We start from the raw sequence: 19,843 nt of genomic DNA on the forward strand, positions 1-19,843 counted from the left end.
ACGTAAGAAGATGTGGCCATCGGCCCTCCATCGTGAATTCGCAGGGGAGACCCTCGTTCACGGTGGTGGCCGGTGGCCATTTCTGTTTTGCCGCTCGTTGCTCGACGTCGGCTCCGGTTCGTGATGGACTGGAGCTCGAACGTCGGTCCGACCGACGCGGCACCCAACACAACGACACAGCGGACGAACGCCCGGCCTTCGGCTCGGGCACGCGATGAGGAGCAACGGTGGCGAACGACGACGAGCGGCGGAACGACGGCGACCGGGGAGACCGACCCCGACGGGACGACCGAGCCCCTCGACGCGACGGAGGTCCGCGCGGAGACGCTGCGAGCGGAGGCCGTTGGTCGTCCGGTCCACGCGACTTTGAACGCCGTGAAGGCGACCGCCGCGACCGCCCTGAGCGCTCCGACCGTCCGTTCCGCGACGGCGCTGCACGTCGCGACAGTGCGCCGCGGAGCGGTGGCGACCGTCCGTTCCGCTCCGGAGACCGTGATGATCGTCCGTCGTGGCGGAGCGATCGCGGCGACTCCGGCCGTCCGCCGCGCGGCGACGGCCCCCGCGGTGCTGAGCGTCCGCGCCGCGACGGGGACCGTCCGTTCCGGTCGGACCGCCCCGCGCGTGATGGAGATCGTCCCGCCTACCGTGGTGGTTCGGATCGTCCGCGTCGTGATGGCGACCGCCCGTACCAGGGTGGTTCGGACCGTCCGCGTCGTGATGGTGACCGTCCCGCGTACCGCGGTGGCTCGGACCGTCCCGATCGTCCCGCCCGCGACGGCGACCGTCCCGCGTACCGCGGCGGCTCCGATCGTCCCGCCCGTGACGGCGACCGTCCCGCGTACCGCGGCGGCTCCGATCGTCCCGCCCGCGACGGCGACCGTCCGGCTTACCGTGGCGGTTCGGATCGCCCGCGTCGTGACGGCGACCGCCCCTACCAGGGTGGTTCGGACCGCCCGCGTCGTGACGGCGACCGTCCCTACCAGGGTGGTTCGGATCGCCCGCGTCGTGACGGTGACCGTCCCGCGTACCGCGGTGGTGCCGACCGTCCCGCTCGCGATGGCGACCGCCCGTACCGCGGCGGCTCCGACCGCCCGGCTCGTGACGGCGACCGTCCGTCGTACCGTGGCGGTTCATCGGACCGTCCGCGTCGTGACGGCGACCGTCCCGCCTACCGCGGTGGCTCCGACCGTCCCGCGTACCGCGGCGGTTCAGACCGTCCGGCGCGTGACGGCGACCGTCCTGCTCGCGACGGCGACCGTCCGCGTCGTGACGGAGACCGACCGTCCTTCCGGGGTGCTTCGGACCGTCCGGCCCGCGGGGGCGACCGCCCGCGTCACGACGGTGGCGACGACCGCCGCCGCTTCGGCGACGGGACGCGTCACGCCGGCGCACGGTTCGGCGAGGCGGCCCGCGACGACTGGGAAGACCGCGACCCGTACGGCACGAAGTCGATCCGCCCGCGTCACGACGACCCGGACATCCCCGACGAGATCGATGCGCGCGACCTCGACCCTGCGGCGCGCATGGAGCTGAAGACGCTCAGCAAGGACAACGCCGACTGGGTCGCCCGGCACCTCGTGGCTGCGGCGCTGTTCGTCGACGAGGACCCCGCCCTGGCGAACGAGCACGCCCTGAGCGCTGCCCGTCGTGCCGGTCGCGTCGGTGTCGTCCGCGAGACCGCTGCGATCACGGCGTACCGCCTGGGGGACTTCGCGACCGCGCTGCGCGAGCTCCGTACCTACCGGCGCATCTCCGGTCGCAACGACCAGCTCCCGATGATGGTGGACTGCGAACGAGGCCTCGGCCGCCCCGAGCGTGCGCTCGAACTCGGCCGTTCGGTGGAGCGTGCCGCGCTCGACACCGCCGTACAGGTCGAACTCGCGATCGCGATGTCCGGCGCACGCATCGACCTCGGGAACCCCACAGCTGCCCTGGGCGAGCTGGAGATTCCACAGCTGGACCCGTCCACGGCCTACACGTGGTCACCGGCGCTCTACAGTGCTTACGCGGCCACGCTCGAAGAGCTCGGCCGCCAGGACGAGGCCGACGAGTGGTGGGCCCGTGTCGACCGTGCGGCAACGGCTCTCGCCGAAGCCGCCGACGAGAACGCTTGGGAGACAGTTGATGTGGTCGAGGAAACGCTCGAAGTCGAAGAACACGGAGACGCCGGCGAGCTCGACGACACCGACCAGCTCGACGACGATGCCGACCTCGACGACGACGAGCCAGCCCTCGCCGAGCCCGACGTCGTCGGCGAACCCGGCGACGCCGACGAGCCCGGCGAACTCGACGACGACAACCCCCGCGACGTCGACGGCTCCGCAGCCGATTGACGTCCCGACCGCGCCGACGGACGGCGTCGACGTGGTGCTCACGGACCTCGACGGCGTCGTCTACCGGGGGCGGAACGCGATCCCGCACGCGGTCGAGGCGCTCACACGGGCCTCGCTGAACGCGCGGGTCGGGTACATCACCAACAACGCGTCCCGACGACCGATCGACGTCGCGGAGCACCTCGAGCGCTACGGGCTCGAGGTGTCCGAGGACGACGTCGTCACGTCGTCGCAGGCGGGCGTGCAGCTCCTGTCGACGCTGGTGCCCGCCGGCGCGACGGTGCTCGTCACCGGTGGGCTGGGACTGTCGAGCATCGTCGAGGCCGCCGGCTTCACGGTGACGACCAGTGCCGAGGACTCCCCGGCCGCGGTCATCCAGGGCTTCTCCCCGGACCTCGGGTGGAAGGAACTGGCCGAGGCGTCGTTCGCGTTGGCCGACCCGGCGATCCCGTGGGTCGCCACGAACATGGACTGGTCGATCCCGGTCGAGCGCGGCATCGCCCCCGGCAACGGCACGCTCGTGTCCGCGGTCCACCAGGCCGTGGGGCGGATGCCCGTGGTCGCCGGCAAGCCGGAGCGCCCGATCTTCGACGCCGCGGTCGAGCGGTTCGGCGGCGGGAAGACACTGTTCATCGGTGACCGTCTCGACACCGACATCAAGGGGGCGAACGACGTCGGGATCCCGAGCGTCCTCGTGCTCACCGGCATCGACCAGGCGAAGCAGGTGCTCGCGGCCGATCAGCGCTCGCGTCCGGTGTTCGTGCTCGAGGACCTCCGCGGTCTGTCCGAGCCCTACCCGGTGACCGTCCGGCGGCAGGACGACGACGGTACGCGGTACGTCACCGTCGGCAGCGCCACCGTGGCGATGCGGGGGCACGTGGTGCGGGTGCTCGACGCCGGTAGCGACATCGATCGGCTCCGCGCCGGCGCGGCGCTGATCTGGGAGTCCGGCCTGGCCATCTACGGCCTGGACGTGGACCCGCAGCTGTACGGCGGCGAGTAGCGTGTCGGACGTGCCGAACCCCGAGCAGCCGTCCGCCGACCTGGAACCGCAGGACGAGTTCGCCGCGCGCACCTCGGCGGCCGAGACCCTGCCGCTCGTCGAACGTGCAGACGCGTTCTCGGCACTCCACGACGAGCTGCGCACGCGGCTCGAGAGCGGCGGCACCGCGAGTGCCTGAACCGGACGGAGCCGTGCCCGACGCGACCCCGGTCCGCCTCGACGCCCTCCTCGCGACACATGGCCTCGCGCGGTCTCGCACCGCTGCCACCAAGCTCATCCAGGACGGCCGGGTGACGGTCGACGGTCGTCCCGTCGTGAAGCCCTCCACCCCGACCTCGCCGGCTGCCGACATCGTGGTCGACGCGGCCGACGAATGGGTCTCCCGCGCTGCCCAGAAGCTGGTCGGGGCGCTCGATGCGTTCGGCGTCGACCCGTCCAGCCGTGTGGTGCTCGACGTCGGTGCGAGCACGGGTGGCTTCACGCAGGTGCTCCTGGCCCGAGGTGCCCGCCGGGTCATCGCGCTCGACGTCGGGCACGGGCAACTGCACCCGACGATCGCCGTCGACGAGCGTGTCGCCGTGGTCGAGGGCACCAACGCCCGCAGCCTGACCCGTTCCGACTACCTCGCGCTCGACGTCGCCGCAGGGGAAACGACCCTGGTGGTCGGCGACCTGTCCTTCATCTCGCTCCGGCTCGTGCTGCCCGCCCTGGCAGAGGCCGTCCCCGCCGACGACTTCGTCCTGTTGGTCAAGCCGCAGTTCGAGGTCGGTCGCGGTGGCGTGCGCGAGGGCATCGTGCACGATCCGGCACTCCGCGACGATGCCCTGATGAACGTGCTGTGGGCGGCATGGGACCTGGGCTTCGGGACCACCGGGCTCGCGGCGTCGCCGATCATCGGGACGCACGGGAACCACGAGTACCTCGCGCGCTTCCAGCGTGGTGTCGGTGGCAATCCGACAGAATGGAGAGTCCGGGCAACCGAACTCACAGAGGGGACCGCATGAGCGACGACCGGCACATCCTGCTCGTCTCCCACACGGGTCGCCGTGACTCGATCGACGCTGCGGTCGAGGTCTGCGACCTCCTGCACGCCGCCGGTCTGATCCCGGTGATGCCGTTCGACGAGTACGCCGACATCCGGCGGGCCGAAGCCTCGGTGGGACAGGTCGACATCCTGGGCGTGGACGTCCAGGCGGACCAGCTCGAGATCGTCATCGTGCTCGGCGGCGACGGCACGATCCTGCGCGCGGCCGAACTCGTGCGCGAGACTCGGGCACCGATCGTCGGCGTGAACCTCGGGCACGTGGGCTTCCTGGCGGAGAGCGAGCGGGACGCCCTCGCCGAGACCGTCGAGCGCGCCCTGTCGGGTGAGTACCACGTCGAGGAGCGCGTCACCCTGCAGGTCGACGTGGTCGTCGGCAACCAGATCGTCTACTCGAGTTGGGCGCTCAACGAGGCCACCATCGAGAAGGCCTCGCGCGAGCGCATGCTCGAGGTGGTGACCGAGGTCGACGGTCGCCCGCTGTCCTCGTTCGGGTGCGACGGCGTCGTCGTGTCGACCCCCACCGGGTCCACGGCGTACTCGTTCTCCGGCGGCGGTCCCATCGTCTGGCCCGACGTCGACGCCCTGCTGATGGTGCCGCTCAGCGCGCACGCCCTGTTCGCCCGCCCGATCGTGGTGGGCCCGGACTGCACGCTCGCGATCGAGGTCCTGCGGCGCACGAGCGGTGTCGGGGTGCTGTGGTGCGACGGTCGCCGGACGCACGACCTGCCGCCGGGCGCTCGCGTCGAGGTCCGACGGTCGCCGGACCCCGTGCGGGTCGCGCGCCTCAAGGACGCCCCGTTCACCGACCGGTTGGTCGCCAAGTTCCGGCTCCCGGTCACCGGGTGGCGGGGGCCGCAGACCGACGAGGACGAGGACCACCTGTGACCGGCCGAGGCGAGGAGCACCACCGATGATCGAGGAGATCGCGATCCGTGACCTCGGGGTCATCGGCGAGACCACGCTCGAACTCGGTCCGGGGTTCACCGTCGTCACGGGCGAGACCGGTGCCGGCAAGACCATGATCGTCACGGCCCTCGGGCTGTTGCTCGGTGCTCGGGCGGACGCCGGCTCGGTCCGTCGTGGCGCCTCGAGCGCCGTGGTCGAGGGCCGGTGGAACGTCCCCGAACACGCTGCCGTCGCAGAACGCGTCGAGGACGCCGGCGGCGCGGTGGAGGACGGCGAACTGATCCTCACGCGCACCGTCTCGGCCGAGGGGCGCAGCCGTGCGACCGTCGGGGGCCGCAGCGCTCCCGTCGCGGTGCTCGGTGAACTCGCGGACCAGCTCGTGACGGTGCACGGCCAGTCCGACCAGATCCGGCTGACCTCGTCGACCGCGCAGCGTGCGGCGCTCGACGGCTTCGGCGGGGCGGCCCTCGAGAAGGCCCTGAACCGGTACGTCGCTGCGTACGACGCGTGGCAACAGCACACGGGCGAACTCGAGACACTGACGCGCGACCGCGACGAGCGGGTGGCCGAGGCCGACCGGATCCGCGCTGCCTCGGACGAGATCGAAGCGGCCGACCCGCAGCCCGGCGAGGACGTCGAGCTCGCCGAGCGCGCCGACCGGCTCGGCAACCTCGAGGAACTCCGGCTGTCCGCGGCCCTGGCGCACGAGGCCCTGTCCAGCGAGTCCCTCGACGGCGTCTCCGACGTCGTCGGCCTGGTCGAGTCCGCCCGACGCGCCGTCGAGCGGGTCGCCGACTCCGACGCCGCCCTGCAGCCCGTGCTCGAGCAGCTCACGGAGCTCGGCATCCAGGCGGCCGAGGCTTCGGCGAGCATCTCCAGCTACCTCGGCTCGCTCGAGCCCGAGGCCGGGCACGACCTGGAGCTCATCAACGAACGGCGCGCCCTGCTCGCCGGGCTCACCCGCAAGTACGGCGAGACCGTCGACGACGTCATCGCCTACGGGCAGCGGGCGAGCGACCGCCTGCTCGAGCTGGACGGCGACGACGACCGCATCGCGGCGCTCCAGCAGTCCGTCGAACAGGACGAGCAGGCACTCGGGGCGGCAGCGGCCGCGTTGACCGCTGCCCGCACGAAGGCGGCAGCGGACCTGGCGAAGCGCGTCACGACCGAGCTGAAGACCCTCGCGATGGCCGGCGCCACCCTGGTGGTCGAGGTCACCGACGCGGGGGAGTACCGCCGACACGGACGCGACCAGGTGTCGATCCTGCTGCAGCCGCACTCCGGCACCGACCCCCGACCGATCGGCAAGGGGGCATCGGGCGGCGAGCTGTCGCGAGTGATGCTCGCGATCGAGGTCGTGATGGCCGGCAGCACGACCGTACCGACGTTCGTCTTCGACGAGGTCGACGCCGGCGTGGGCGGTGCGGCGGCGATCGAGATCGGCCGTCGGCTGGCGAAGCTCGCCGAGCGCACGCAGGTCATCGTCGTCACCCACCTGGCGCAGGTCGCGGCGTTCGCGAACAACCACCTGAACGTGGTGAAGGACGCGAGCGGCGCCGTGACCTCGTCGAGTGTGCGACGGCTCGAAGGCGAGGACCGCCTGCAGGAGATGGCGCGGTTGCTCTCGGGGCTCGGCGACAGCGCCAGCGGCGTGGAACACGCCCGCGAACTGCTCGACGTGGCCGGCCAGACGGCCTGAAACACGGCCCGAACACCCGGCCACCCACCTCGCGCAACGCCCACGGCGAACCCGGGTCGCGCCTCCCGGCAGTTCTGACGTACGATGGAATCCCGTGGCGGACACTCTCAGCAGCGGTACCCAGGCAAACACCCCGACCCCGAAGGTGACGAAGCAGATCTTCGTGACCGGCGGGGTCGTCTCGTCTCTCGGCAAGGGCCTGACGGCAGCCAGCCTCGGCAATCTCCTGACGGCTCGCGGCCTCAAGGTCGTCATGCAGAAGCTCGACCCGTACCTCAACGTGGACCCGGGCACCATGAACCCGTTCCAGCACGGCGAGGTCTTCGTGACCGACGACGGTGCGGAGACGGACCTCGACATCGGGCACTACGAGCGCTTCCTCGACATCAACCTGGCGCAGTCGGCGAACGTCACGACCGGCCAGGTGTACTCGACGGTGATCGCCAAGGAACGTCGTGGCGAGTACCTCGGCGACACCGTGCAGGTCATCCCGCACATCACCGACGAGATCAAGCGTCGGATGCGCGAGCAGGCGGAGAACGACCCGCAGCCCGACGTCATCATCACCGAGGTCGGCGGCACCGTCGGCGACATCGAGTCGCAGCCGTTCATCGAGTCGGCGCGCCAGGTGCGCCACGAGCTCGGCCGCAACAACGTGTTCTTCGTGCACGTGTCGCTCGTGCCGTTCATGAACGCCTCGGGTGAGCAGAAGACGAAGCCGACGCAGCACTCGGTCGCCGCCCTCCGCTCGATCGGCATCCAGCCCGACGCGCTCGTGCTGCGGTCGGACCGTCCGGTGTCGGAGTCGAACAAGAAGAAGATCGCGCTGATGTGCGACGTCGACGAGGACGCCGTGGTGAACGCGGTGGACGTCCCGTCGATCTACGACCTGCCGACGCTGCTGAACAACCAGGGCCTCGACCAGGTCATCGTCGACGCGCTCAAGCTCGAGGCCGGTCCGGTCGACTGGACCGCGTGGACCCCGGTGCTCCGTGCCGTGCACGAGCCGAAGAAGGACGTCACGATCGCCCTGGTCGGCAAGTACATCGACCTGCCGGACGCCTACCTGTCGGTCACCGAGGCACTCCGTGCCGGTGGCTTCGCGCACGACGCGAAGGTGACGCTGAAGTGGGTCGTCTCGGACGACTGCACCACGCCCGAGGGCGCTGCGAAGCAGCTCGGCGACGTCGACGGCATCTGCATCCCCGGCGGGTTCGGCGTGCGCGGCATCGAGGGCAAGCTCGGCGCGCTGCGCTTCGCCCGTGAGCAGGGCATCCCGACGCTCGGCCTGTGCCTCGGCCTGCAGTGCATGGTCATCGAGTACGCCCGCCACGAAGCCGGGCTGACCGACGCGTCGAGCACCGAGTTCGACCCGGAGACCTCGACGCCGGTCATCGCGACCATGGCGGAACAGGTCGACATCATCGCCGGCGGCGACCTGGGCGGCACCATGCGCCTCGGCCTGTACCCGGCGACGTTCACGTCGGGGTCGTTGGCCGAGTCGCTCTACGGTGCGCCCGAGGCGTCCGAGCGCCACCGTCACCGCTACGAGGTCAACAACACGTACCGGCAGCAGATCGCGGACGCCGGCCTGGTGTTCTCGGGCACGTCGCCCGACGGCACCCTGGTCGAGTACGTCGAGCTGCCGCGCGACGTGCACCCGTTCTACATCGCCACGCAGGCGCACCCGGAGCTCCGCTCGCGCCCGACGAACGCGCACCCGCTCTTCGCGGGGCTCGTCGCCGCCGCGATCGAGCGCCACGAGGCGTCGAGCCTCTTCGACCCGCAGAACGAGGAGCAGGTCGCGTAAGCGCAGCCCAGCCACGGTCGGACGGGAGGTGGGGTGCCAGCTGGCACCGCGCCTCCCGTCCGTCTGTGGTCGCGTCCACGGCACCTGGTTCCGGACACGGAACCACGGAACGACGCGGTGCTGTGTCCGGAACCTGATTCCGCGAGGGGCGCGTGCTTGGATGGTTCCGTGACTGACGCACCCATCGCTGACGAACCCGCCTCGTTCGAGGTCACCGAGTCCACCGTCGTGTACGAGGGTGCCGTCTGGGACGTGCGTCGCGACGCGATCGCGTACCACGACGAGACGATGGTGCGGGAGTACATCGACCACACCGGTGCCGTCGCGGTCTACGCCGAGGACGACGAGGGCCGTGTCCTCGTGATCCAGCAGTACCGACACCCGGTGCAGGTGCGCGACTGGGAGCTGCCGGCCGGGCTGCTGGACGTCGAAGGCGAGGACCTCCAGGTCGCTGCCGCACGTGAACTCGCTGAGGAGGCCGACCTCGAAGCGGACACGTGGGAGCCGCTGGTCCGGTACAACACTTCGTCCGGCGGGAGCAACGAGTTCCTGCAGGTCTACCGCGCCCGGGGCGTGCGGCCCACGACGACGGCGTTCGAGCGCGAGGCCGAGGAAGCCGACATCGTCAAGCGGTGGGTGCCGCGGGCCGAGCTGGTGGAGGCGATCCTCGACGGTCGGCTGCACAACTCCGGACTGGTCGTGGCCGTGCTCGCGGTGGATGCGCTCGAGCGAGGCCGCGCGTGAGCCTGCGAGAACTGGTCGACGCGGCGACGTGGACGCACGAGCCCGAAGCCGTGGAGTTCGACGGCGATGTGCTCCGGGTCACGGCGGCCCCGGGCAGTGATGCCTGGCGCACCACGTCGTACGGGTTCGTCCACGACTCCGAGCACGCGCTGGTGCAGCCCCTCGAGGGATCGTTCTCGATCGAGGCATCGTTCGTCCTCGACTACACGGAGCAGTTCGACCAGGCAGGGGTCTTCCTGCGCGTCGACGAGCGGAACTGGATCAAGGCCGGTGTCGAGGTCTCCGACGGGACGCCGCAGCTCGGCGCCGTGGTGACCCGTGACTCCTCGGACTGGTCGGTGGCGCCCGTGCCGGAGTGGGTGGGACGCGTCGTGACGGTCCGGGTCAGCCGCGACGGCGATGCGGTCACCGTGCGGGCGTGGGCCGACGACGAGCAACCCCGGCTGGTGCGCGTCGCGTACCTCGATCCCGATGCTGCCGTGTCGGGTGGACTGCTGTGCGCTGCTCCGACGCGTGCCGGCCTGACCGTGAGCTTCACCGGGTACCGGGTCGGCGCACCTGACGAGGCGCTGCACTGACCGTGCGCCTGCTGTCGTGATCCCGCTCGACCGTGCCACGGAGACGTACCTGCGGCACGTCGCGATCGAGCGCGGGCTGTCGCAGCACACCCTGTCGGCCTACCGGCGCGACCTCGCGGTGTTCACGTCGTGGTTGGCGACCGCTCCGGTGGTCGATTCCGACGGTGCCGACCGCGCCGGCGGGGCCTCTGCGATCGACGACGTCGGGCGGCTGGCGCGTGCGGACGTCTCGGAGTTCGTGACCCACCTGGCGACGAAGCCGGACGGTCCGCTGGCACCGAGGTCGATCGCGCGGATGCTCAGCTCGGTGCGGTCGTTCACGGCCTTCGCGGCGGGCGAGGGCTGGCTGCCGCTCGACCCCGGCACCGCCGTCCGGCCGCCGAAGGCCCCGATGCGGCTGCCGAAGGCGATCTCGGTGGAGGAGATGGAGCGGCTGCTGGGCGCGGTGTCCGTCGACGCCGACGACCCCGTCCAGCTGCGTGACAAGGCCCTGCTCGAGCTGCTCTACGCCACCGGCGCGCGGATCTCCGAGGCGGTGGGGCTGTCGGTGGACGACGTGACGACGCTGTCCGATGACTCGGCTCCCGACGCCGACGGCCTCGCCGTCGTGAAGGTCACCGGCAAGGGGAACAAGCAGCGGGTCGTGCCGCTCGGCAGCTTCGCCCGGGCGGCGATCGACGCCTACCTGGTGCGTGCGCGGCCGGTGTTCGCAGCACGTGGGCACTCGACGCCGGCGCTGTTCCTCGGCGCCCGGGGCGCTCGGCTCTCACGGCAGAGCGCGTGGCTCGTGATCCAGTCGGCGGCAGCGGCGGCGGGCCTCGAGGCGCACGTGTCGCCGCACACCTTCCGGCACTCGTTCGCCACCCACCTGCTCGAGGGCGGGGCCGACGTGCGCGTGGTGCAGGAGCTGCTCGGGCACGCCAGCGTCGCGACGACCCAGATCTACACGATGGTCACGGCGGACATGCTGCGGGACGTGTACCAGACGGCGCATCCGCGGGCGCGGCGGTAGGGCTCGTCGTTCGGCGGGTCCGGGCGTGCACTTCGTGAGCAGAAATGGTCGGGGCGCTGGTCGGTACCCGACCACTTCTGCTCACGAAGTCGGCCGGTGGCGGTACTCGGCCCGTCAGAAGAGGTGGAACTGCGCCGACGCCGCCACCGCGCCGGTCGCGACCGCCACCACCACCGCGCTCGACGACGCGCTCCTTGCCGCGACCGCCCACCCGCCGGTCGCGCCGGGGGAGACGACACCGACGAGCCCGCACACGAGGGCGAGCGCGCTGCAGACACCAAGCGGGTTGATGATGATCGACATCAGCGCCAACAGCACCGCGAGCACCGTGAACACGCACAGCCGACGGTCGCGGGCGCCGCCGGACGCCCAGGCATGGGTCCGGATCGATGCCGTGTGCACGGAGAACGAGGGGCCGACGGGCGCGACGACGATCGGCATGACCGGTTCCGGAGCGCTCGGCAGGACGCGCGTCGCAGCACCCCAGGCGTGACCGTCCCACCAGCGCAGACGGCTGGCGTCCTGCGGGTCCGGGAACCAGCCTGCGGCCGGCAGTGTCACGGGGACTCCTCGAGGTGCGGGGAACGGTGCTCCTCGACGGTACGAGTCGGGGCGGTCCTGACACAGTCCCAAGGCGGGTGTCGGCACAAGTGCGGACACCCGGCGGTGCGCTACGGTCGGCTGGTGACCACGACCCTCGAGGACTTCTGGAGCGAGCGGCGCGCCGAGGACCCGGAACTGCCGACCGAGGTGCCGGAAGCGTGGTCGTTCGGTGCAACGCCGGAGCAGGCTGACGAGCTGCTCGGCCTGGTGCTCCGTCGGGTCAAGGACGGCACGGCGTCGTCGCTCTGGGACTACGAGGCGACGGGTGACCCGCTGCCCGAGGCCGGTGAACTCAGCATCGTGACCGACGGCGCCGGCGTGCCGCGGGCCGTCATCGAGACGACGGACGTCCGGATCGTCCCGTTCGACGCCGTCGGGGCCGAGCACGCGCGCGCCGAAGGCGAAGGCGACCGGACCCTCAAGCACTGGCGGAGGGTGCACGAGGCGTACTGGCGCGCGCACTCCGAGAACCCGCGCGGCTTCGAACCGGGCATGCCGGTGGTCTGCGAGCGTTTCCGGCTGATCTGGCCGACGCCGACGCCCACGCCGACGGCGCCTGCGGAGACGCAGCCGCCGACCGTCAGCGCCTGACCGAGCAGATCAGGCCGGAACGGGCGCCGCGTCGACCTCGGTGAACACGTCCTTCACCGCGGCGAGCAACCGCGCGTTGAAGTCGACGCCGAGCTGGTTCGGCACCGTGACGAGCACGGTGTCGGCAGCGCGGACGGCCTGGTCGGCCGCGAGCTCCGCGACGAGGTCCTCGGGTGATCCGATGTACGAGCGGCCGAACCGGGCGAGCCCACCGTCGAGGTGTCCGACCTGGTCCTGCCCCTCGACCTGTGCGCGGACGCCGAAGTAGTGCTGCGACTCGTCGTCGATGATCGGGATGATGCTGCGCGACACCGACACCCGCGGGGTGCGCTCCCAGCCCGACTCCGCCCACACGCGGCGGAAACGCTCGATCTGCTCGGCCTGCAGTTCGTCGAACGGCACGCCGGTGTCCTCGGTGAGCAGGGTCGACGACATCAGGTTCATGCCCTGCTCGGCCGTCCACTCGGCGGTGGCCCGTGTGCCGGCACCCCACCAGATGCGGTCGCCGAGCGAGTCGGAGAGCGGGGAGACCGGCAACGATCCGACCGAGCCGGTCATCTGCGGGTTGGCGTTCGCCATCGGTTCGCCGGCGATGGCGCGACGGAACACGCTGGTGTGCGCGCGGGCCATGTCGCCGCCGTTCTCGTCGGACGCGTCCGGCACGTAGCCGAACTGCTGGTAACCGGCGAGGGCGGTCTCGGGTGAGCCCCGGGAGACGCCGAGCTGCAGTCGTCCGCCGGAGATCAGGTCGGTCGCCGCGGCCTCCTCGGCCATGTAGAGCGGGTTCTCGTAGCGCATGTCGATCACGCCGGTCCCGATCTCGATGCGGCTGGTCTTCGCGGCGATCGCCGACAGCAGGGGAAACGGTGCCGCCTGCTGCGGTGCGAAGTGGTGCACGCGGAAGTAGGCGCCGTCGACGCCGGCCTCTTCGGCAGCGACCGCGAGGTCGATCGCCTGCACCAGGGACTCTCGCCCGCTGCGCACCTTCGACCCCGGCACGTCGCGCCAGTGTCCGAACGACAGGAACCCGATCTTCGTCATGTCGATGCAAACGCATCCGGAGAGCCGGGCATTCCGTCACGACTACGGTGTCCGCCATGGACGACCCCCGCCCCGCACTCGATGCCGAACGCGCTCGCAACGAACGGCTGCTCGCCGACCTCGAGCGGAGCATGCGCGACGTCAGTGACGCCCGCCAGGACGCCAACTCCGACGACGAGCACGACCCCGAGGGCGCGACCCTCGCGTGGGAGCGGGGCTCGCTCGGCGCCGTCCGTGACGCGGCCCGGCAGCGGATCCAGCAGGTGGACGCCGCGCTCGCGCGGCTCGACGCCGGCATCTACGGGACGTGCACCGTCGGAGGAGAACCGATCCCAGCGGCCCGATTGGCCGCCGTCCCGTGGGCCGCGACGTGCGTCGCCCACGCGTGACGCACGAAGATTTCCTCACAGGTGAGATTTCTTTACTATTTCACCGCGGACCGCGCGTCGCGCCAGTACGAGTCGTCAGCTCCCCGAGATCATGGCACCATGACGCAGACCATCTACCGCACCGAGCCGATGGCGACTCGTGCCCTCGGCGCTGAGATCCGACATGACCACGAGCGGTTCGTCCAGCTCCTCGAACGCGTGAGTGGCAAGCAATTCGGGTTGTTCGAGAAGGTCGAGTGTGAGGTGCCGCACAAGGACGTCGAGACTGAGCGGGGGACTGTTCGTCTCGATGTGCAGCTGACCTTTGACAGGGGACTGGTCGGGATCGAGGCGAAGCTGGACCACGAGCTGACCGCGCGGCAGGTCGCCGCGCAGCTGGAAGCCCTCGGCAAGACCGGCACGTTGTTCGTGTTGGTGCCGCGCAAGGAGTCGCTCGCAAGTTCGGTCATGCACGACGATCGCGTGAGCGTGATCGACTGGGACGAGGCGCTCGCGTGCTTCGACGCCCCGCGGCTCGTCAAGGACGACATTGAGGGCGAAGGGCGTCTGCTCAAGACGACCGTCGAGGCTCGCCTCCATGCGCTCGGGCTCCACGAGCGGATGCCCGACTGGGACATCCGCGTGCAGCGCGGCGACGGCGGTATGCCGTCCATCGTCTTCGAGCGTCGCCTGCACGACGGCGAGGACGCGAAGTGGATCCGCGGACAGATCCAGGTTCCAGGACGCGGAATGCCCCCGCACCTCGAGGACACGCAGTTCGAGGGCTTCGTCGGCATCTCCGTGGACCACACGTCCGACGCCGACTTCCCGAATCCGAATCTCGCTGAAGAGGCGCCCTCGTGGATCCGGGCGCTCGAGGTGCTGGACGAACAGGTCCTCTCGAAGAACCCGGGCCGGATCGCGGTGAGCCGTGGGTCGGCGGGCAACGGCCGGAAGGGCCTCGGCAAGCACAAGCTGCCGCTCGCGAAGCGCCACCTGTCCGGGCGCACTCACCTGGCGAGGGGCTACGCGGACTGGTCGATCGGCCCGAAGACCGAGCCCGTCGGCCTCGACGACCTGGACGCTCTCGTCGAGACGATGCTCACGTGGAGCAACGGCTGGTTCGCCGCCCTGCAGGAGGTCTCGCTCACGCGGGCGGAGCAGTAGCGGTAACCACCTGACGGTCGGGAGGCGCGGGGGCACGCCGCCCCGCGCCTCCCGACCCACGCACCGCGCGTCCACCGCGTGCGCCGCGGATTCCCAGCCGCACGCCCTACGTTTTCGGCATGGACGGCGACGCGAACGACGGACCCGGCGAGAGCCGGACCGACGGTGCGCCGCGTCAGCGCTTCCAGTGGTTCCACGACATGCGGACCTGGATCCACGCCAGGCCGCACCTGCACCTGTTCTACAAGGTGCTCGTCGGCATCGTCGGCGGGCTGGTCGTCATCATCGGACTCATCCTGGTGCCGCTGCCCGGGCCGGGATGGCTCGTGGTGTTCATCGGCCTCACGGTGCTGGCGAGTGAGTTCCACTTCTTCCACAAGATCATCGTGTGGCTCAAGGCGCAGCTGCACCGCTTCTGGGACTGGGCCAAGCGGCACGGACCGAAGCGCCTGCGCGATGCTGCCGACCGGGGCAAGGCCGACGTCGACGCCGCCCACACGGGTGCTGCTCGGACGGTCGGGGTGCGTGCTCGTGGACGGGCGCGCGGCGCCAACTCGGCGCACCCGGGGCACTAGCCGTCAGCTGGTGCGAGGTTGATCACTCCGTGCGGTGCTGTGGCCTCGCACCGTGTGACCAACCTCGCACCGTGCGCCTGGCGCGCGCCGCCCGCCGGGCGGACGGCCCACTACTCCGCTGCGACGCGGATCGATCCGGTGGCCGTGCGCTCGATGACCTCGGCGGCCTGCTCCTCGACGGCGGCCGCGTCCTTCGACGTCAGCTGCAGCACGAGCGCGACGACGGCCGCGAGGACGATGAACCCGCCGTACCCGGCGATGACGGGCACGAGTCCGATCGACGGTTCGAGCAGCCCACCGATCACGGCAGGGACCCCGAACGCCAGGTAGCTGACGACGTAGATCGTCGAGAGCAGTCCGGCGCGGTGGGTCGGTGCCGCGGTCGCGAGCAGCATCCGCAGCGGTGCCTGGAACCCGGCGCCGAACCCGATGCCGGCGATCGCACTGCCGACGACGAGGCCGGGCAGCGAGTGGGCCATCACGAACGCCACGGTCACGATCGGGCCGAGCACCAGGGCGACGAGCCCGACGAGCACGGCGCGACGAGCGTCCATCCGCTGCGTCGCGAGCCCGGTCAGTGCGCCGACGCCCGTGACGACGGCGATGAGTGCGCCGGCCGCGAAGTGGTTCGTGATGCCGAACACGGCACCGAGGGCCGAGGGGACGAGTGAGAGGAACATGCCGCCGAGGGCCCAGCTGGCGACGAGGGAACCGACGACCCCGCGGAACAGTCGACGCGAGCTCCGCGGCACGCTGATCGTCGGGCGGAGCGAACGGAGTGCGCCGGGACGCCGTTGGACCTGCTCGGGCACGATGAACAGCGCCAGCACGAGGAGCACGAGCAGCGCACCGAAGACCAGGTAGACGAGCTGCTCCGGCGCCGGACCCCACTGGACGAGCGCACCGCTCGACATCGCACCGGTGGCCAGGGCGATCGGCGGGATGACGCCGTTCAGCACGCCGGCCAGGGTCGGGTGCCGCTCGAGCGAGTTGTCGATGAGGGCCGCTCCGAGTGCACCGATCAGGAGGCCGACGGAGACGCCCTGCACGATGCGGTCGACGATGAGCGCACCGACGCCGTCCGCGATCGCGAAGAGCCCGAGCGACAGGGCGACGCCGAGCCCACCGGCGACGAGCACGGGCTTGCGGCCGACGTGGTCGGACAGCCGGCCGGCGATCAGCAGGCTCGCGAGCAGCCCGGCGACGTAGATGGCGAAGACGCCGGTCAGCATGAGCGGCGTGAGGTGCCACTCGGCGGCGTAGACCGGGTAGATCGGCGGGGGGACCGCGGACGACGCGACCGACACCAGGAGCATCGCCGCGAGGATCCAGAACCCGGCGACCGAGCGAGCTGACTGCTGCATGAGCATCCTTCCGATGGCCCGTTGTACGACTGCATTCGTACCGCAGTCCGCTGTACGACGCAAGTCGTACAGCGAGCCGAACGGTGGTAGCGTCCCGTCCATGCCCGCGCACGTCGATGCCCCCGAGCGGCTGCCCCAGCCGTCCGTGGCCGAGATGGACCTCCCAGTCGTCCTGGACGCCCTGAGCGACCCGATCCGGTTGGCGATCCTGCACCGCTATCTCGTCGACGCCGCCGGTGGTGAACGGAGCTGCGGCTGGGTCGGGATCGACCGACCGAAGTCCACGCTCACCCACCACTTCCGGGTCCTGCGCGAGGCCGGACTGCTCGAACAGCACCTCGAGGGCCTGACCCGCATCAGCCGGGTCCGGGTCGAGGACGTGCAGCAGCGGTTCCCGGGGCTGCTCGACCTGGTGCTCGACTGGCAGGTGCCCGCGGCCCTGCTGCGCGACGGGATCGAGTCGTGAGCACGGTGCCCGGCGCGGGTGCCGCCGCCGGTGCCGGGGCGGCCGTGCACCGGCTGCCCGACATCGGTGCCGACCCGGCCGTGACGACGGCGCTCGCCGCGGACCTCGACGCCGCCGGCTTCACCGTCGACCGGGTCGACGCGCTGTGGGGGACCGAAGCGGCCGCGTCGCTGCACCGGGGCTCGCGCGTGGCGGCCCTCCGTGCCCTGGCTGCTCGTGAGCCATCGCCACTCGGCACGCTCGCCACGCTGTTCGTGCTCGGCCTGCCGACGTCCCGCGCGGACGCAGCTGCCGCGTTCCCGACCGCCGGGCTCGACGCCGTGGTGGCGGCAGGGCTGCTGACGGCAGACGGAGACGACGTCCGCCCGACGGTCGACCTGCGGCCCTACGCCTTCGTCGACGACCTCGGCGCCGGCAGCTGGTGGATCGTCTCGGACCTCGGCGAGCTCGCCCTCGGCCACGCGATCAGCGAGGAGCACGTCCTCGGTATCGGCGGCGCCACCACCACCCTGAGCGGCCTGCAGGTGCCCGTCCCAGTCCGCACGGTCCTCGACCTCGGCACCGGCTGCGGGATCCAGGCCATGCACGCCCGGCGCTTCGCCGAGCACGTGGTCGCCACGGACATCTCGCGCCGCGCCCTCGACATCGCCCGGTTCAACGCGCAGCTGAACGGCATCGACGGGATCGACTTCCGGTACGGCTCGCTCTTCGAGCCCGTCGCGGGGGAGCGGTTCGACCGCATCGTGTCGAACCCGCCGTTCGTCATCACGCCTCGCCGACCGGGTGTCCCCTCGTACGAGTACCGCGACGGCGGCATGGTCGGCGATGCGCTCGTCGAGACCGTGCTCCGAGGCCTGTCCGAGCACCTCGAGCCCGGTGGCACCGCGCAGCTGCTCGGCAACTGGGAGTACCACTGGGGCGTCGACGGGCTCGACCGCGTGCGCAGCTGGTTCGCGGACACCGACCTCGACGCGTGGGTCATCGAGCGCGAGCGCCAGGACCCGACGTCGTACGCCGAGACCTGGATCCGCGACGGCGGCACGAAGCCCGGAACTCCCGAGTTCGACACGCTGATGGGTGCCTGGCTCGACGACTTCGCGGACCGCCGCGTCACCGGCGTCGGCTTCGGGTACGTCGTGGTGCGTCGAGCCCTGCCAGGAGGAACGGCGGGCCTCCGCCGGTTCGAGCGCGTCCCCGAGACGCTCGGCTCCAACCCCGCCGGGCTCGGTGACACGGTCGCTCGCGTCCTCGACGCGGCCGCGTGGCTCGCTGCGCACGACGACGCCGCGCTCGCCACGACGCACCTGACGGTGGCGGGCGACGTCACCGAGGAGCGCTACTACTGGCCGGGCAACGACGACCCGACGGTGATGACGCTCGTGCAGGGCGGCGGACTCGGACGGCGGGTGGACGCGGACACGGCGCTCGCCGCGTTCGTCGGAGCCTGCGACGGGGACTTGTCGGTCGCGGCGATCGTCGGTGCGCTCGCGCAGATCACGGGCGTCGACGAGCAGGTGCTCGCCGCCGACCTGTTGCCGGCGGCGCGCGACCTGGTGCTCGACGGGCTGCTGCTGCCGGCGTAGCCGCGGTCGCGGGCGCTGTCAGCGCCCGTCGCGCCAGCTGTGCTCGGGGGCGTAGCCGAGCAGCTCGCGGGCCTTCTCGGACGACAGCAGCGAGCTGACGCCGTCGATGTCCGCGCGACGCTCGATGTCGGGCACGTAGCGCTCGACGAGCTCGATCGTCGGGGTGTCCATCACGGTGTCGGGGCTCGCGATGACGAACGCCTCGAACCCGGTGAGCTCGGCCTCGACGGCCTTGCGGACCGCCTGGGCGCCGTCACGCGAGTCGATGTACGACCACAGGTTGAAGGTCTTCGCCTCGGGGGTGGCGTCCCACGGGAACGCCGGGTAGTCGGTCTCGTCCATCACGTTCGAGAACCGCAGGCCGATCATCTTCAGCTCCGGGTCCCAGCGGGTGAAGTGGCGCGCCATCTCCTCTTCGACTGCCTTGCCGAGCGAGTACGACGACTGCGGGCGGACGGCGAACTCCTCGTCGACGGGCAGGTAGGGCGGGTGGTGCTCGCCCATCGGGATGCCGAGCAGGGTCTCGCTCGACGCCCACACCAGGTTCTTGATCTTCGCGGCACGTGCGGCGTGGAAGACGTTGATCGACGCCGTCACGTTGTTCGTGATGAGCGCCACGTCGGGGACCTGCCCCGGAGCGGGCACGGCCGCGAGGTGCACGACGGCGTCCACGTGGTCGTACCGGTCGTCGATGCCGAGCAGGGCGTTCAGGACCTGGCCGTAGTCGGTCAGGTCGATCCGGACGAACTGCACGCCCTCGGGCTGGTCTGAGGAGGGGACGCGGTCGAGCAGCACCACGTCGTACCCGTGTGCATCGAGGTCGCGCACCACCGCTCGTCCGAGCTTGCCGCTGCCGCCGGTCACCACTACACGCGTCATCGCGTCACTCCACATCCTCGTCGGGTCGCCCTTCGGGCACGGCCCATCCTGCCCGGTGCCGCCTGACCCGACCAGG

General features: G+C 71.2%; 20 protein-coding genes. 16 read left to right on the top strand and 4 right to left on the bottom strand.

Annotated features, from left to right (window positions below; all coding sequences use genetic code 11):
* Window positions 1-1,523 precede the first annotated feature (1,523 nt).
* The 10 genes from OGL88_RS18040 (at window position 1,524) to OGL88_RS11070 (ending at window position 11,130) form a co-directional block, all read left to right on the top strand.
* A complete protein-coding gene (locus tag OGL88_RS18040) occupies window positions 1,524-2,333 on the top strand; it encodes a hypothetical protein (RefSeq protein ID WP_132100937.1) in 810 nt (269 codons plus the stop codon).
* A gap of 31 nt (window positions 2,334-2,364) precedes the next feature.
* Entirely contained in the window at window positions 2,365-3,336 is a 972-nt protein-coding gene (locus OGL88_RS11030; RefSeq protein ID WP_263091394.1) for an HAD-IIA family hydrolase, read from the top strand.
* Window positions 3,337-3,346: 10 nt separating this feature from the next.
* Entirely contained in the window at window positions 3,347-3,514 is a 168-nt protein-coding gene (locus tag OGL88_RS11035) for a hypothetical protein (RefSeq protein WP_159572718.1), read from the top strand.
* Window positions 3,515-3,527: 13 nt separating this feature from the next.
* The gene (locus tag OGL88_RS11040) at window positions 3,528-4,340 is read left to right on the top strand and encodes a TlyA family RNA methyltransferase (RefSeq protein WP_263091395.1); all 813 of its coding nucleotides are present in this window, start codon (window positions 3,528-3,530) and stop codon (window positions 4,338-4,340) included.
* Entirely contained in the window at window positions 4,337-5,266 is a 930-nt protein-coding gene (locus OGL88_RS11045; RefSeq protein WP_111086586.1) for an NAD kinase, read from the top strand. The genes OGL88_RS11040 and OGL88_RS11045 overlap by 4 nt, the downstream gene beginning before the upstream one ends.
* A gap of 25 nt (window positions 5,267-5,291) precedes the next feature.
* Window positions 5,292-6,986, top strand: a complete 1,695-nt coding sequence (gene recN / locus OGL88_RS11050) for a DNA repair protein RecN (RefSeq protein WP_263091396.1) — start codon at window positions 5,292-5,294, stop codon at window positions 6,984-6,986.
* Between the two features lie 94 nt (window positions 6,987-7,080).
* Complete coding sequence (locus OGL88_RS11055; protein ID WP_205463148.1) at window positions 7,081-8,796, top strand: CTP synthase; 1,716 nt, start codon at window positions 7,081-7,083, stop codon at window positions 8,794-8,796.
* Between the two features lie 168 nt (window positions 8,797-8,964).
* Window positions 8,965-9,540 (top strand): NUDIX domain-containing protein, encoded by a 576-nt coding sequence (locus OGL88_RS11060; protein ID WP_263091397.1) that lies wholly within the window; start codon window positions 8,965-8,967, stop codon window positions 9,538-9,540.
* Window positions 9,537-10,118, top strand: coding sequence for a DUF1349 domain-containing protein (locus tag OGL88_RS11065; RefSeq protein ID WP_374114437.1), 582 nt, complete (start codon window positions 9,537-9,539; stop codon window positions 10,116-10,118). Before OGL88_RS11060 ends, OGL88_RS11065 begins: the two co-directional genes overlap by 4 nt.
* A gap of 19 nt (window positions 10,119-10,137) precedes the next feature.
* Window positions 10,138-11,130, top strand: coding sequence for a site-specific tyrosine recombinase XerD (locus OGL88_RS11070; protein WP_263091470.1), 993 nt, complete (start codon window positions 10,138-10,140; stop codon window positions 11,128-11,130).
* 114 nt (window positions 11,131-11,244) lie between these two features.
* Here OGL88_RS11070 and OGL88_RS11075 read toward each other — a convergent pair whose 3' ends face one another.
* Window positions 11,245-11,691, bottom strand: coding sequence for a DUF2510 domain-containing protein (locus OGL88_RS11075; protein ID WP_263091398.1), 447 nt, complete (start codon window positions 11,689-11,691; stop codon window positions 11,245-11,247).
* 123 nt (window positions 11,692-11,814) lie between these two features.
* On the opposite strand from OGL88_RS11075, the gene OGL88_RS11080 reads away from it, so the two are divergent.
* Window positions 11,815-12,324 carry an ASCH domain-containing protein gene (locus OGL88_RS11080; protein WP_263091399.1) on the top strand — a complete coding sequence of 170 codons (510 nt, stop codon included), beginning with the start codon at window positions 11,815-11,817 and terminating at the stop codon, window positions 12,322-12,324.
* A 9-nt stretch (window positions 12,325-12,333) separates the two neighbouring features.
* On the opposite strand, the gene OGL88_RS11085 is transcribed toward OGL88_RS11080, so the two are convergent.
* Window positions 12,334-13,365 (bottom strand): LLM class flavin-dependent oxidoreductase, encoded by a 1,032-nt coding sequence (locus tag OGL88_RS11085; RefSeq protein WP_276583151.1) that lies wholly within the window; start codon window positions 13,363-13,365, stop codon window positions 12,334-12,336.
* Window positions 13,366-13,421: 56 nt separating this feature from the next.
* Between OGL88_RS11085 and OGL88_RS11090 the strand changes: the two genes are divergently transcribed.
* From OGL88_RS11090 to OGL88_RS11100, 3 genes are all read left to right on the top strand, one after another.
* Entirely contained in the window at window positions 13,422-13,754 is a 333-nt protein-coding gene (locus tag OGL88_RS11090) for a TraR/DksA family transcriptional regulator (protein WP_263091400.1), read from the top strand.
* A gap of 99 nt (window positions 13,755-13,853) precedes the next feature.
* Window positions 13,854-14,900: a hypothetical protein gene (locus tag OGL88_RS11095; RefSeq protein ID WP_263091401.1), complete on the top strand. Its 1,047-nt coding sequence runs from the start codon at window positions 13,854-13,856 to the stop codon at window positions 14,898-14,900.
* A 119-nt stretch (window positions 14,901-15,019) separates the two neighbouring features.
* Window positions 15,020-15,475 (top strand): TIGR02611 family protein, encoded by a 456-nt coding sequence (locus OGL88_RS11100; protein ID WP_243648858.1) that lies wholly within the window; start codon window positions 15,020-15,022, stop codon window positions 15,473-15,475.
* A gap of 110 nt (window positions 15,476-15,585) precedes the next feature.
* Here the strand turns inward: OGL88_RS11100 and OGL88_RS11105 are convergent, their stop codons facing one another.
* Window positions 15,586-16,839 carry an MFS transporter gene (locus OGL88_RS11105; RefSeq protein WP_263091402.1) on the bottom strand — a complete coding sequence of 418 codons (1,254 nt, stop codon included), beginning with the start codon at window positions 16,837-16,839 and terminating at the stop codon, window positions 15,586-15,588.
* 100 nt (window positions 16,840-16,939) lie between these two features.
* On the opposite strand from OGL88_RS11105, the gene OGL88_RS11110 reads away from it, so the two are divergent.
* Window positions 16,940-17,305: an ArsR/SmtB family transcription factor gene (locus tag OGL88_RS11110; RefSeq protein WP_123294965.1), complete on the top strand. Its 366-nt coding sequence runs from the start codon at window positions 16,940-16,942 to the stop codon at window positions 17,303-17,305.
* Window positions 17,302-18,888, top strand: a complete 1,587-nt coding sequence (locus OGL88_RS11115; protein ID WP_374114438.1) for a DUF7059 domain-containing protein — start codon at window positions 17,302-17,304, stop codon at window positions 18,886-18,888. Before OGL88_RS11110 ends, OGL88_RS11115 begins: the two co-directional genes overlap by 4 nt.
* An 18-nt stretch (window positions 18,889-18,906) precedes the next feature.
* Here the strand turns inward: OGL88_RS11115 and OGL88_RS11120 are convergent, their stop codons facing one another.
* Window positions 18,907-19,767: an NAD-dependent epimerase/dehydratase family protein gene (locus tag OGL88_RS11120; protein ID WP_263091403.1), complete on the bottom strand. Its 861-nt coding sequence runs from the start codon at window positions 19,765-19,767 to the stop codon at window positions 18,907-18,909.
* Window positions 19,768-19,843 lie beyond the last annotated feature (76 nt).

The sequence above is a fragment of the Curtobacterium sp. RIT-PI-V genome, from assembly GCF_025642935.1.
GTDB lineage: Bacteria > Actinomycetota > Actinomycetes > Actinomycetales > Microbacteriaceae > Curtobacterium.

Coding starts and splice junctions, on each gene's coding strand:
- OGL88_RS18040 (WP_132100937.1), top strand. CDS start 1,524: ATGGAGCTGAAGACGCTCAGCAAGGACAACGCCGACTGGGTCGCCCGG.
- OGL88_RS11045 (WP_111086586.1), top strand. CDS start 4,337: ATGAGCGACGACCGGCACATCCTGCTCGTCTCCCACACGGGTCGCCGT.
- recN (WP_263091396.1), top strand. CDS start 5,292: ATGATCGAGGAGATCGCGATCCGTGACCTCGGGGTCATCGGCGAGACC.
- OGL88_RS11085 (WP_276583151.1), bottom strand. CDS start 13,365: ATGACGAAGATCGGGTTCCTGTCGTTCGGACACTGGCGCGACGTGCCG.
- OGL88_RS11090 (WP_263091400.1), top strand. CDS start 13,422: ATGGACGACCCCCGCCCCGCACTCGATGCCGAACGCGCTCGCAACGAA.
- OGL88_RS11095 (WP_263091401.1), top strand. CDS start 13,854: ATGACGCAGACCATCTACCGCACCGAGCCGATGGCGACTCGTGCCCTC.
- OGL88_RS11100 (WP_243648858.1), top strand. CDS start 15,020: ATGGACGGCGACGCGAACGACGGACCCGGCGAGAGCCGGACCGACGGT.
- OGL88_RS11105 (WP_263091402.1), bottom strand. CDS start 16,839: ATGCAGCAGTCAGCTCGCTCGGTCGCCGGGTTCTGGATCCTCGCGGCG.
- OGL88_RS11110 (WP_123294965.1), top strand. CDS start 16,940: ATGCCCGCGCACGTCGATGCCCCCGAGCGGCTGCCCCAGCCGTCCGTG.
- OGL88_RS11120 (WP_263091403.1), bottom strand. CDS start 19,767: ATGACGCGTGTAGTGGTGACCGGCGGCAGCGGCAAGCTCGGACGAGCG.